The sequence below is a fragment of the Streptomyces sp. 2-1 genome, assembly GCF_048564895.1.
GTDB lineage: Bacteria > Actinomycetota > Actinomycetes > Streptomycetales > Streptomycetaceae > Streptomyces > Streptomyces phaeochromogenes.
On sequence record NZ_CP183383.1, the window covers coordinates 1,119,587 to 1,131,751 of the forward strand.

Sequence of the window (12,165 nt, forward strand, 5' to 3'; positions counted from 1 at the left end):
ACGGACACGCGTTCCTCCTTGATACGGCGGTCGGTCGGGCGCGTCCACCTCGTCCGGCACCCGCGCGAAATCCCCGTACAACCCTTGAGCCCCATCCAGTGTCAAACACGGCGCCGGACAAGGAACGGGCCCTTTCCGGACACCCCCGCGCTGCCCGGTCGTCCTTTTCGTCAGGAGCCGAATCATGCGCAAGAACCGTTCCGCCGCTCTGGCCGCGGCGTCATTTCTTCTCGTGGCTGGTCTGGGGATCGCCGCCGCCCCGTCCGCGTACGCCGGAACGCCGGGCGGTACGCGCGCCGACGACCGGAACAGCGACTTCAACGGCGACGGGTACGAGGACGTGCTGGTGGGTGCGCCCGGGGCGACCGTCAGTGGCAAGAAGGGTGCCGGTCTCGTGACCGTGCAGTACGGCTCGTCGAGGGGCATCGGGACGAGCGACGTGGCGCGGTTCAGCCAGTCCACGGGCGGTGTCGCGGGCGCCGCCGAGGCGGGGGACGGGTTCGGCAAGGCGGTCGCGACCGGTGACCTGGACGGGGACGGGTACGACGACGCCGTCGTCGGCATCCCCGGCGAGGACCTCGGGACCGTCGCCGACGCGGGTGGCGTGGCGATCCTGTGGGGCTCGAAGGCGGGGCTCACCGGCGCCGCCAGCGACTGGCTGGAGACTCAGGAACCCACCGCGGGCGAGCAGTTCGGCAGCGGGCTCGCCGCGGCGCACTTCACCGACGAGACACCGGGCGACCTGCTCGCCGTGCTCGACCACGACGACCTGGAGCTGTTCGCCTACGACTCGACGGCCCCCAGCTCGCTCAAGGAGCAGTCGCCGACCCGGCTCTCCGCACGGGCCGAGCAGCGCCACATCCTGCCCAATTCGCTGACCACGGGCGACTACGACAACAACGGCTACGCCGACCTGGTCGTCTCGGGCGTGACGATCGGCGGAGAGGAGCCCGGCCACGGTTGGTCCACGTACCTGTCCGGAAACGCCGACGGGCTGAAGTACGAGCGGGATCTGCGCGGCGGCCCGGTCAGCGCCTCCGGGGACATCAACCACGACGGCTACGACGACCTGGTGACCGGCGAGCCGAACTCCCCCGACGACGGCGGCGAGACCCTCACCGGCGGGCTGGTCGGCGTGCGCTACGGCGGCGAGAACGGCCCCGCGGACGAGGCCCAGTGGTGGACGCAGGACTCCCCCGGCGTCCCCGGCACCGCCGAGCGCGGCGACGGCTGGGGCACGGACCTCTCGGTCGCGGACACGGACGGCGACGGGTACGCGGACGTGGCGATCGGCGCCGCCGGCGAGGACATCGGCACGGTCGCCGACGCGGGCGCGGTGTGGGTGCTGCGCGGCGCGTCCGCCGGACTGACCGCGACGGGCGCCAAGTCCTGGGACCAGGACTCCGCGGACGTGTCCGGTGTCCCCGAGAAGGGCGACAAGTGGGGCGCCCAGGTCCGTCTCACCGACCCCAACAGGGACGGCCGCTTCGGCCTGCTGGCCTCGGCGCCCGGCGAGAACGCCGGTGACGGGTTCGTCTGGGTGCTCTCGGCCGGCGCGGGCGGCATCACGGCCACGGGCTCGTGGACGTACGGCGCCGACACGCTCGGCGCCCCCTACCTGGGCGCGGCCTTCGGCGCGGCGATCGACGAGTAGTCCGCCGGAGCGGACCGGCGCTCAGAGCCCCGGGGAGGTCTCGGCCGACTCCGGGGCGCTGTTGCTGGCGGCCGACTCCGTCGTGGTGTCGGCCGACTCCGAGTCGGAGGTCTCCGCCGACGGAGGCTCGGACGAGGGCGGCTCGGTCTCCGGCGACGGTGACGAGGGTGGCGCCGAGGACGTCTCCGGGCAGGGGCTCGCCGAACCGTCGGGCGGCGCGGTCTCACCGGGCGGCAGGGACACGCACGGCGAGGCGGAGCTCGGCGACAGCGAACTGTCGGACGGCGAGGGCCGGTCCGTCGGCGGATCCGTCTTCTGGTCCTTGTCCCCGGTGTCGCCCTTGTGCCGCTTGAACCAGTCGCCGCTGTCCGGGTCGTAGATCACGAAGACGTTGATGACCTGGGTCGCGGGCGCGACGACCACGACGTTCGACGCCCGGTACGACGGCCAGGAGTCACCGGTCTGCTTGGGCGTGGACTTCAGCGCGACCGGCGGCGTCAGCGGATTGCCGCACGCGCACCGCACCCTGGGCACACCGCGGTCGTCGACGAGGACGGCGGTGCCGGCCTGCAGAACCGCCTGGTAGCTGGTGGCCTTGCCGTCGCGGTAGCCGTGGTTGGTGACGCGGGTGTCCATCCGCAGCTGTACGGGGGTGAGCGAGCGCAGATACGCGGGGACGCCGGACGGCTGGAGGCCCAGGACCGAGGCGAACGCCTGGTTCTTGGCCGGGGCCTTCTGCAGCGCGGAGATCTGCTTCTCGACGTCGCAGCTGGCCACCTTGCGCGTACCGCCGTAGAGGCCGGGCGCCGAACCCTCCACGCCCCGCGTCACGTTGCCGGACTCGGCGGTCTCGGTCGGCGAGGGCGTCACGGGCGGAGCGGAACTGTCCTTCGCGGTCGACTCGGTGAACGGGTCGGGACCCGACTTGCCCGCGGCCTGGAGGAAGACCTCACCGCCGCCCGCGCCCGAGGTGCCACCGTCCGAACGGGTGAAGACGACGACCAGCGTGACGGCGACGACGATCGTGGCGGCGATGACGGCGACGCGCGGGGCCGACTGCCACCAGGCCCGGTCGGGTCCCTTTCCGGGACCCTGACCCGGCTCGTCCGGACCGGACGGACCTCCGGGTCCACCTGCACCACCGCCGGACGGACCCGACGGACCTGAGGGACCCGACGGCCCGGAAGGACCACCACCCGATCCGCCACCCGAAGGGCCCGACGGCCCCGAGGGGCCCTGGTCACCCGGAGGTGGCGGCGTGGGGCTCGGCTGGGTCGGCCCCGACAAGGGGCCGGACGGCGGTCCTGTGGGGCGGCCGGACGACGGCGGTTCGACGCTCACGAGCTCTTCTTCCCGGCGTAGGGATGCTGCGGCACTTCTTACGATTAATGCCGCTTTCTTCCACAACGAGCCCATTGTGTGCTCCTGTCCCGCACAGCTCGCAAGCCGACGCGGTCGGCCCTCTCGGCGGGCGCACCTCCGAAGGCCTGCTTAGCGTGGGCAGGGTGAGCCTCCAGACAGTCCCCGAGCAGGCAGTGGCGCGGCACGGCTGGATCCACGCCCTGGTGACGGTCCTGGCCGGGCTGATCGCCATGATCGTGGTCGCCGCGCTCGGCCTGTGGGCCGCCGGGGCCGCCGATCTGCCGGACGGCGCGTTCCCCCGGGTCGTCGCGGCCACCGTCGTGGTGGCGGTCGGCGGTTCGATCGAACTCACCGGAGACGCCGGAGCGCTCGCCGAGACCAAGGCGGGGATGTCGGTCACTCCCCTGTCCGTCACCCTCACCGGTGTCCTGGTCGTCGCCGCCGGATTCCTCCGGCCACTGCGGCACCGGGCCGTCGCGGGCGCCCCCGAACTGGCCGGCTGGGCCGCGAGAATCGCCGTCCTGTGGCTCCTCGCGCTGACAGGTCTGGCGCTGTCGGCCCGTCAGACCTTCGCGATCTCGCTCGGCGAGGGCACGCTCTCCGACATCGGTGACATCTTCGGAGCCTCGTCGCCCCGGGTCGGCTTCAAGGCCGACGTGCCCGTGACGCTGGCCTTCGGCCTGCTGTGGCTGGCGGGCGTCCTCGTCATCGCGCTGCTCGTCTCGCCCAGGGCCCCGCTCCCGGCCCGGCTGCTGCGCTTCCAGGAGTCGGTACGGCCGGCCGCGTACGCCATGGTCGTGCTGCTGCTCGCCTTCGTCGCCCTGGGCGTGGTGATCGCGCTGGTGGTGGCGGTGACGCGCGGTCGTGCGCCGGAGACGCTCGCCGTGATCCTCCTCGGGCTGCCGAACCTCGTCTGGCTGGCCTTCACGATCGGTCTCGGCGCCTCCTGGGAGGGGCGCGTCGAGGGGCCGTTCGGGCTGCCGATGCCGCGCGTGCTGGACAGCGTGCTGCGGACGCCCGACATCTCGACCCTCAACCTGCGCACGCTCTCCGAACTGGACGGCAGGGTGTGGTGGCTCGTGGTCGTCGACGCCGTGCTGCTGCTGGCCGTCGCGTTCCTCATGGCCAAACGCTCACCGGCCCGGACGCGGGCCTGGCAGCACGCAGTACACATGGCGGTGGCGCTCGCCCTCACGGTGCTCACGGTCTGCCTCGTCGGCCGGATCGACGCGCACTACGGCCTGTCGCTGCTCGGCATCGGCGACGTCGGCGGCGGCCTGTCCGGTGAACTCTTCCTTCGGCCGCAACTGTGGGGGGCGATCGGCTTCGCCCTGCTCTGGGGCCTGGTCACAGGCTTCCTGGGCGCACTGCTCGCCTCTCGCGTACGCCACCGCGGCGAGGTGGAGAACCCGCAGGCCTGATGTCAGTGGGGCGTACTACGGTACGCACCCATGATCGAACCGGACTTCCTGCGCACCACCCGAACGGCCTACGACTCCATGGCCGACCTCTATGCCGAGCACTTCGCCAACGGCCTGGAGGAGCATCCACTGGACCGGGCCATGCTCATCGCGTTCGCCGACCTCGTGCGGGCGGACGGCGGCGGTCCGGTCGCCGACCTCGGCTGCGGACCGGGCCATGTGACCGGGCTACTCCACTCGTTCGGCCTGGACGCGTCCGGTGTCGACCTCTCGCCGGAGATGATCGCGATCGCCCGGGCGGCCCATCCGGAGCTGCGGTTCGAGGTGGGTTCGATGACCGCCCTGGACCTGGCGGACGGCAGCCTCGGCGGTGTCCTGGCCCGCTACTCGATCATCCACACCCCACCGGAGCAACTGCCGCAAGTATTCGCCGAGTTCCACCGGGTCCTCGCGCCCGGCGGCCGACTGCTGCTCGCCTTCCAGGCCCACGACGACCCCTCGGAACTCGCCGAGTCCTTCGACCACAAGGTGGCACTCGCCTACCACTGGTCCCCCGACCGCGTAGCCGACCTGCTGATCAAGACCGGCTTCACCGAGACGGCCCGGCTACGACAGACAGCCCCGCCGGAGGCCGAACGCCAGTTCCCGCAGGCTCATTTGCTGCTCAGCAAGGACTGAGTCCGTTGCCTTGAAAGTGGGCCCGCCCGAACCCACCGGTCCAAGCAGGTCCTCACCCCGCCGAGCCGGGAAACACGGGCCGGGCCCACCCCGGCGGCTCCGGCGGCGGTCCCGGGTGCCGAGACGCCTCCGCGACCCGCAGGTCCACCTGTGTGGGGGCATGACCACCTGCCACCACACCAGTGGCAGCCGCACGCAACGCGGTCACAAAGGCGAGACACGACTCGTACCGGTCGTCGGGACTCTTGGCGAGGGCCTTCGCCAGAACCCCGTCGACCGGCTCGGCGAGTTCGGGCCGTTGCGAGGTCAGCGTGGGCGGCTGGTCGTACTGGTGGGCCCACAACAGGGCCATGTCGTCGTCCCGTTGGAAGGGCGGACGGCCCGTCAGGGTCTCGTGGACCACGCAGGCGAGGCTGTAGACGTCACAGCGGCCGTCGACCGGACGGCCGGAGATCTGCTCGGGCGCCACATAGTCGAGCGTGCCGACGAACTGGCCGACGGATGTGAAGCCGGTCAGGGACAGCGACTTCTTCGTCAGGCCGAAGTCGGTGAGGTAGACGTGCTCGGGGTGGTCGCTGTCCGTGCCCGCCGCGACCAGGATGTTGCCCGGTTTGACGTCCCGGTGGACCAGGCCGTGGTCGTGCGCCGCGTCGAGCGCGGACGCGACCTGGATGGCGATGCGGGTGGCGTCCGCGATCGCCAACGGGCCCTCGCGGTCCAGGAGATGACGCAGGTCGCGACCGGCGACGTACCGCATGGCGATGTAGAGGACGCCGTCGGTCTCGCCCGCCTCGAAGACCGGCACGATGTGCGGGTGGTCGATCGCGGCGGCCACCCGTGACTCGTGCGTGAAGCGTTTGCGGAAGGTGTCGTTGCGGGCGAGTTCCGGGGCGAGCAGTTTCAGGGCGACCGTGCGGTCCAGACGCAGGTCCTTGGCGCGGTAGACGACGGCCATGCCGCCACGGCCGACCTCGCGCTCGATCCGGTAGCCGGCGATCTGCTTGCCGATCAGATCGGAGGGCCGCCCCGAGTACAGGCTCGTGTCGTGCGGCATCAGCCGTCACCGTCGCCCTTGACGAACCGGGTGGGCGCGTGGCTGCGATCTCCCTCGGCGTCGGGCGCTTCCGGACCTGTGTTCTCCACGACCCGCGTCGGTTCCGGACCTGTGTTGCCCACGACCTGTGTCGGTTCCGGATCCGTGTCGCCCACGGCCTTCGTCGGTTCCGGATCCGCGTTGCCCACTGCCTTCGTCGGGTCCGGCCCGATGCCCGGTACGACCTGGGTGGGCTCGGGGTCGCCCGACGCGGGCGGCGTGGGTCGGGCCGAGGCGGGCGGCTCGGGGCGGGCCGCGGCAGGCGACTCGGGTCCGGCCTCGTCATGGGGCTTCGGTCCGTCCTCGACCGACTTCGGAGTCGCGTACGTGCTCAGCCGGTTGCCGTCGCAGTACACCCACCGCTCATGCTCGGCCTCGTACAGCCACACGGCCTCGCCGTCGACGACGATGCCGACCCGCATGCCCTGCGTACGGCCGTGGAACTCCTCCCCGTCGAGGCGTCCGGCCGCCAGTTCCTCGACCGTCTGCCGGTAGCGGCCGACCGTCTCCTCGACGCGGGCGAGCAGGGGGCGCGGGTCGGCGGTGCGGGCGAGGGGCTGTCCGGCGGCGGGCGGCTCCTGCGGTACGGCGAGGAGCAGGCGGCCGTCGACCCACGCGGACCAGCCGTTGGCGCACAGGACGTGCCCCCAGTCACCGCGCCGCTCGACGAGACGGACCGGCAGGAGGGCGTCGAGCGGCACGGTGGGCCTGGTCGGGTCCGGGGCCTCCCAGGCCGGCAGGCCGTCCTGCGGGACCACGTGGGTGGGGCGGAAGTCCTCGGTCGTCGTCATCGCGCCTGCTTCCTGCGGGCTACTTCCGCATGACTTCGGGTTCGTGCCGCCTCAGCAGCCGGGCGACCAGATAGCCGAAGACGGCCGAGAGGACGACGAGCATGCCCATGTTGAGCAGCCACACGCCCACCGAGTGCTTGAACAGCGGGTCGGCGGTCAGGTCGCCCGGGACGAGCCGGGCCAGGCCGATGGTGCCCGCCATGGCGCCGAGGGCCCAGCGGGACGGCACCAGCCAGGACAGCTGCTCGATGCCGGGGACGCCGTCGAGCTTCAGCAGTGCGCCGCAGAACACGACCTGGACGATGGCGAGGAGCACGAGCAGGGGCATCGTGACCTCCTCCTTGCGCACCAGGGCGGAGACGAGGAGGCCGAGCATCATCGCGGTGAAGGAGAGCAGGGCGACGGCGACCGTGATCTCGACCAGGGGCGACATGAGCACGCCCTCGCCGCCTGGCGCGTTCAGGTCGACGCCGAGCAGCGCCACCAGGGTCAGGACGACGGCCTGGAGGACGGTGATCGTGCCGAGGACGACGACCTTGGACATCAGGTACGCCGATCTGGACAGGCCGACGGCCCGTTCTCGCTGGTAGATCACCCGTTCCTTGACGAGTTCGCGTACGGCGTTGGCCGCGCCGGTGAGGACTCCGCCGACACAGAGGATGAGCAGCGCGTTCATCGCCGTCTCCTGCGTCAGCTTGCTGCCGGCCAGGGCCCTGGCCATGGCGCCCATGACGAACGGCAGGGCGATCATGATGGCGAGGAACGTCCGGTCGGCGCTGAGCGCGGCCGCGTACCGGCGCACGAGCGTGCCCAGCTGCGAACCCCAGCTCTGCGCCTTGGGCGGGCGGGCGACCGTGCCCGGTGTCGGCGCGGCCTGGCCCATGTGCGGCTGGGCGGTGGAGTTCACGATGTACTGGCGATGCTGGAGCGACGCCAGGTAGTCGCCGGCCCAGTCCCGTTCGCGGTCCCGCTCGAAGGCCTCGAACGCCTCGGGCCACTGTTCGTAGCCGAAGAAGGCGAGGGTCTCGTCGGGCGGCCCGTAGTAGGCGACCTTGCCGCCGGGTGCGAGGACGAGCAGCCGGTCGCAGACGTCGAGGCTGAGGACACTGTGGGTGACCACGATGACGGTCCGCCCGTCGTCGGCGAGGCCGCGCAGCATGTGCATCACGGAGCGGTCCATACCGGGGTCGAGGCCGGAGGTCGGCTCGTCGAGGAAGAGCAGCGAGGGCTTGGTGAGCAGTTCCAGGGCCACGCTGACGCGCTTGCGCTGGCCGCCGGAGAGGCTGTGGATGGGCTGCCCGACACGCTGTTCCAGGCCCAGCTCCTGTACGACCTCGTCGACCCGGGCCCGGCGCTCGGCCTTCGCGGTGTCCTGCGGGAAGCGCAGCTGGGCGGCGTAGGTGAGGGCGCGGCGCACGGTCAGCTGGGCGTGCAGGATGTCGTCCTGCGGTACGAGTCCGATGCGCTGGCGCAGCTCTGCGTAGTCGCGGTACAGGTCGCGGCCGTCGTACAGGACCGTGCCGCGGTCGGCGGGCCGCTGGCCGGTCAGGGCGTTGAGCAGTGTGGACTTTCCGGCGCCGCTGGGCCCGACGACGGCGAGCAGGCATTTCTCGCCGACGGGGAAGGAGACCCGGTCCAGGAGCGTCTTGCGGCCCTTGTCGACGGCGACCGACAGGTCCTGCACGTCGAGGGAGACCTCGCCGGTGTCGACGTACTCCTGCAGTTGGTCGCCGACCAGGCAGAACGCCGAGTGGCCGATGCCGACGATGTCGCCCGCGTCGATGGGGGCCCGGTCGACGGGCTGCCCGTTGAGGAACGTGCCGTTGTGGCTGCCCAGGTCGACGATCTCGTACGTCCCGTCCGGCAGGGCGCGCAGTTCCGCGTGCCGTCTGGACACGATCAGGTCGTCGACGACCAGGTCGTTGTCGCCGCCGCGGCCGATGCGGACCATGCGGGCGGGCAGCGGGCGCACGGTCGTGGGCTGCCGGAAGGTGCCGGTCGCGGCGGGCAGGGAGACGGAGGAGGGGCGCTCGGGGGCGGGCGGGGGCCGGTCGGCAAGCACCACGGTCGGTCCGTCGGCGGGGTTGCCGAAGCGGATGACGCTGCCGGGGCCGACGTCCCACTCGTGGACGCGGCGGCCGTCGGCGTACGTACCGTTCGTGCTGTTCTCGTCCCAGAGGGTCCAGTGGTCGGCGTTGGGCCGCAGGACCGCGTGGTGCCAGGAGACCCGGGCGTCGTCGATGACGATGTCGCTCAGCGGGTCTCGGCCGACGTGGTAGTCGTGGTTCGGGGTCATCACCGTGGACCCCGTCTCGGTTTCGAGGACGAGTTCGGGCGCCGCTGAACGCTCTCCCATGCCTGAATTCTAGCTATTCGTCCACATGTGCGCCTGCTGCGACCGATCGGCGGGGGCCGCGCCCGAGCGGCTCCGCCGGGAGCGGGGATCAGGCGGCCGGCATGGAGAGGAAGGGGAGGGTGCGCTGCATGCGCAGGGCGTCGACGGACTCCGCGAGCAGTTCGTACTCGGTGGTCTCGTCACTCGTGGCGATGCGGACCAGATGTCCCGCGGCCAACTCCTGGGCGGCCAGCTCCTGCTGGAAGATGTCGCCGCACCACGCGCGCAGCACGCCGGGCACGTCGGGGGCCGTGACCGAGAGGGGCATCATCGAGTTCGGCGGGAAGTACGGGGCGTCGGGGTTCGGATCGAGGCGCTCGGCCATCCATGACGCCCGGTCCCGTAACCACCACATGGCCAGCGCCAGGGTGGGCGCCCGGTAGGTGCCGAGCGGTACACCGACCCACATGCCTCCGCACACTCCGTACGCGGTGACATGGCAAAGGAATTCGTCGTGCACGATCGCTCCCCCATTGCATCCGCTTGCTGCCGGTCCGGCCTCTCTTTCCTGCGGCTCGCTGGTGGTGCACGATGGCGCTGTTCTTCGGTCGGTCAGCCGGGTGGATCCCCTGGCGATTCCCGAGCCGTTCTCAGGGCTGTGAATAGCCCTAGCATTCAAGTATCGCCACTCCTGACACACTGTCACCATGCCATTCCAGCCAGTCTCCTGGCATATTCCTCACGGTTACTGGCTGAAATGACACGGCCGTGGAGATCGCGGTCCTCCGGGGGCATCACCGGAGGGGTGTCCGCGGGCATTACCCGAGGGGTAATCGACGGGTCCGACGACGCCCGGCATGGTTGCGGTACCGGATCCCGACAACGTCCGATCCGGGCCCTGACCAGTACGTACGAGCACGTACGACCTCGATGGAGGCTGATCTCCCATGTCCGCGAACCAGGACCGCTACGAAACCGCCGTCGCCCGTTACTTCGAGGCCTGGAACGCGGGCGAGGAGGAGGCCCTGACGAAGGCCGTGACCGCCGCCTGGACCGCGGACGGCACGTACACCGACCCGCTGGCCGACGTCCGCGGGCACGAAGGGATCGCGGCCGTGATCGCCGGGGCCCACGAGCAGTTTCCCGGATTCGAGTTCCGGCTCACCGGTGCCGTGGACGGGCACCACGACCTCGCCCGCTTCGGCTGGGAACTGGTCGCCGTCGCGGACGGCTCGGCGCCGGTCGCAGGCTTCGATGTGATCACTCTGAGCGACGACGGGCGGATACGGAGCGTGCACGGATTCCTGGACCGGGTGCCCGCCGGGGCGTGACACCACGGCTGTCGCGATGAGTTTTGCCGCGCCCGGTGGTCTCGTATAGGAGAGCCCACCGGGCAGCAGAGATCACCGGGACAGCGGAGGACATCATGAGCACGGGCACCGAATTGGACCAGCAATTCACCGCGATACTTCTGAAGAGTCCCGAGAAGGGCGGCTGGACCTATCTCGTCTGGCCGGAGTCCGTCGGATTCTTCGGCACGCGCGGACTGGTCAAGGTCCGCGGGACGATCGACGGCCATCCCTTCCGGAGTTCGTTCATGGCCCTCGGCGACGGAACCCACAAGCTTCCCGTCAAGGCCGACGTCCGCAAGGCGATCGGCAAGGAGGCCGGGGACACCGTGACCGTCCGGCTGGAGGAACGCGTCACGGACTGACCCCCTCGCCCACGGCTCGGGGGTCGGTCCGTCGGTCCGTACCCGGCACTCAGGCCTTGGACGCCTGCCGCACGATCTCGTCGATACGGGTGAGCTCGTCCTCCGAGAAGTCCAGGTTGCCCGTGGCCGCCACGCTGTCCTCCAGCTGCTGCGGGCTGCTCGCGCCGATCAGGGCGGAGGTGACCCGGCCGCCGCGCAGTACCCAGGCCAGCGCCATCTGGGCCAGGGACTGACCGCGGGACTTGGCGATGTCGGCCAGGGAGCGCAGGTTGCCGACGAGGTCCTCGGTCACCGTGTCGGCGCTCAGGAAGGGGCTGTCGCTCGCGGCCCGCGAACCCTCCGGGATGCCGTCGAGGTAGCGGCCGGTGAGCAGGCCCTGCTCCAGCGGCGAGTAGGCGATGGAGCCCACCTTCAGCTCGTCGAGCGCGTCGAGCAGCCCCTCCTCGGGGCGCCGGTCGAGCATCGAGTAGCGCGGCTGGTGGATGAGGAGCGGGGTGCCCAGCTCGCCCAGGATGCGGGCGGCCTCGCGGGTCTGCTCCGGCGAGTAGTTGGAGACACCGACGTACAGCGCCTTGCCCTGCTGCACCGCCGAGTGCAGCGCGCCCATCGTCTCCTCCAGGGGAGTCTCCGGGTCGGGGCGGTGGGAGTAGAAGATGTCGACGTAGTCGAGGCCCATCCGTCCCAGGCTCTGGTCGAGCGAGGACAGCAGGTACTTGCGGGAGCCCCACTCGCCGTACGGGCCCGGCCACATCAGGTATCCGGCCTTCGTAGAGATGACCAGCTCGTCGCGGTACGGGCCGAAGTCCGCCTTGAGCGCCTCACCGAGGGCCGACTCGGCGGCGCCGGGCGGGGGCCCGTAGTTGTTGGCGAGGTCGAAGTGGCTGACGCCCAGGTCGAACGCCCGGCGCAGGATCGCACGCTGGGTCTCCACGGGACGGTCGGGGCCGAAGTTGTGCCACAGGCCGAGGGAGAGCGCGGGAAGTTTCAGGCCGCTGCGTCCCGTGCGCCGGTAGGGCATGTCCGCGTAACGGTCGGTGTGTGCGGTGTACAACGCGTTCTCCAGAGGGGTCGGTACGGAGTGGACCGGTGTCCACTCTCGCCTGCCCGCTGGACAGCG

11 protein-coding genes are annotated in these 12,165 nt (G+C 71.2%); 5 read left to right on the plus strand and 6 right to left on the minus strand.

All coding sequences use genetic code 11. From position 1 onward, the window contains the following. Window positions 1–184 precede the first annotated feature (184 nt). Window positions 185–1,654, plus strand: coding sequence for an esterase (locus ACN20J_RS05085; protein WP_419665337.1), 1,470 nt, complete (start codon window positions 185–187; stop codon window positions 1,652–1,654). Between the two features lie 21 nt (window positions 1,655–1,675). On the opposite strand, the gene ACN20J_RS05090 is transcribed toward ACN20J_RS05085, so the two are convergent. Next, complete coding sequence (locus tag ACN20J_RS05090) at window positions 1,676–2,995, minus strand: DUF6777 domain-containing protein (RefSeq protein WP_419665338.1); 1,320 nt, start codon at window positions 2,993–2,995, stop codon at window positions 1,676–1,678. 164 nt (window positions 2,996–3,159) lie between these two features. Here ACN20J_RS05090 and ACN20J_RS05095 point away from each other — a divergent pair, with 164 nt between their 5' ends. Together ACN20J_RS05095 and ACN20J_RS05100 are read left to right on the plus strand one after the other, a co-directional pair. Beyond that, window positions 3,160–4,437 (plus strand): streptophobe family protein, encoded by a 1,278-nt coding sequence (locus ACN20J_RS05095; RefSeq protein WP_189839070.1) that lies wholly within the window; start codon window positions 3,160–3,162, stop codon window positions 4,435–4,437. Window positions 4,438–4,467: 30 nt separating this feature from the next. Then, on the plus strand, window positions 4,468–5,115 hold the full coding sequence (locus ACN20J_RS05100; protein WP_419665339.1) for a class I SAM-dependent methyltransferase: 648 nt from the start codon (window positions 4,468–4,470) through the stop codon (window positions 5,113–5,115). A gap of 52 nt (window positions 5,116–5,167) precedes the next feature. Here ACN20J_RS05100 and ACN20J_RS05105 read toward each other — a convergent pair whose 3' ends face one another. The 4 genes from ACN20J_RS05105 to ACN20J_RS05120 form a co-directional block, all read right to left on the minus strand. Next, entirely contained in the window at window positions 5,168–6,169 is a 1,002-nt protein-coding gene (locus ACN20J_RS05105; protein WP_189839068.1) for a serine/threonine-protein kinase, read from the minus strand. After that, on the minus strand, window positions 6,169–6,999 hold the full coding sequence (locus ACN20J_RS05110; RefSeq protein ID WP_419665340.1) for a hypothetical protein: 831 nt from the start codon (window positions 6,997–6,999) through the stop codon (window positions 6,169–6,171). Before ACN20J_RS05110 ends, ACN20J_RS05105 begins: the two co-directional genes overlap by 1 nt. A gap of 19 nt (window positions 7,000–7,018) precedes the next feature. Further along, complete coding sequence (locus tag ACN20J_RS05115; protein WP_361913526.1) at window positions 7,019–9,355, minus strand: FHA domain-containing protein; 2,337 nt, start codon at window positions 9,353–9,355, stop codon at window positions 7,019–7,021. A gap of 88 nt (window positions 9,356–9,443) precedes the next feature. Further along, window positions 9,444–9,854 (minus strand): hypothetical protein, encoded by a 411-nt coding sequence (locus ACN20J_RS05120; protein WP_189839066.1) that lies wholly within the window; start codon window positions 9,852–9,854, stop codon window positions 9,444–9,446. Between the two features lie 427 nt (window positions 9,855–10,281). On the opposite strand from ACN20J_RS05120, the gene ACN20J_RS05125 reads away from it, so the two are divergent. Together ACN20J_RS05125 and ACN20J_RS05130 are read left to right on the plus strand one after the other, a co-directional pair. After that, a complete protein-coding gene (locus tag ACN20J_RS05125) occupies window positions 10,282–10,665 on the plus strand; it encodes a nuclear transport factor 2 family protein (protein ID WP_419665341.1) in 384 nt (127 codons plus the stop codon). A 95-nt stretch (window positions 10,666–10,760) separates the two neighbouring features. Next, complete coding sequence (locus tag ACN20J_RS05130; protein WP_419665342.1) at window positions 10,761–11,048, plus strand: DUF1905 domain-containing protein; 288 nt, start codon at window positions 10,761–10,763, stop codon at window positions 11,046–11,048. A gap of 49 nt (window positions 11,049–11,097) precedes the next feature. Here the strand turns inward: ACN20J_RS05130 and mgrA are convergent, their stop codons facing one another. Next, complete coding sequence (gene mgrA / locus ACN20J_RS05135) at window positions 11,098–12,099, minus strand: L-glyceraldehyde 3-phosphate reductase (RefSeq protein WP_419665343.1); 1,002 nt, start codon at window positions 12,097–12,099, stop codon at window positions 11,098–11,100. Window positions 12,100–12,165 lie beyond the last annotated feature (66 nt).

Bases quoted from the DNA above. Each gene is read 5' to 3' on its own strand.
- ACN20J_RS05110 (WP_419665340.1), bottom strand. From the start codon at position 6,999: ATGACGACGACCGAGGACTTCCGCCCCACCCACGTGGTCCCGCAGGAC.
- ACN20J_RS05115 (WP_361913526.1), bottom strand. From the start codon at position 9,355: ATGGGAGAGCGTTCAGCGGCGCCCGAACTCGTCCTCGAAACCGAGACG.
- ACN20J_RS05100 (WP_419665339.1), top strand. From the start codon at position 4,468: ATGATCGAACCGGACTTCCTGCGCACCACCCGAACGGCCTACGACTCC.
- ACN20J_RS05125 (WP_419665341.1), top strand. From the start codon at position 10,282: ATGTCCGCGAACCAGGACCGCTACGAAACCGCCGTCGCCCGTTACTTC.
- ACN20J_RS05105 (WP_189839068.1), bottom strand. From the start codon at position 6,169: ATGCCGCACGACACGAGCCTGTACTCGGGGCGGCCCTCCGATCTGATC.
- ACN20J_RS05085 (WP_419665337.1), top strand. From the start codon at position 185: ATGCGCAAGAACCGTTCCGCCGCTCTGGCCGCGGCGTCATTTCTTCTC.
- ACN20J_RS05130 (WP_419665342.1), top strand. From the start codon at position 10,761: ATGAGCACGGGCACCGAATTGGACCAGCAATTCACCGCGATACTTCTG.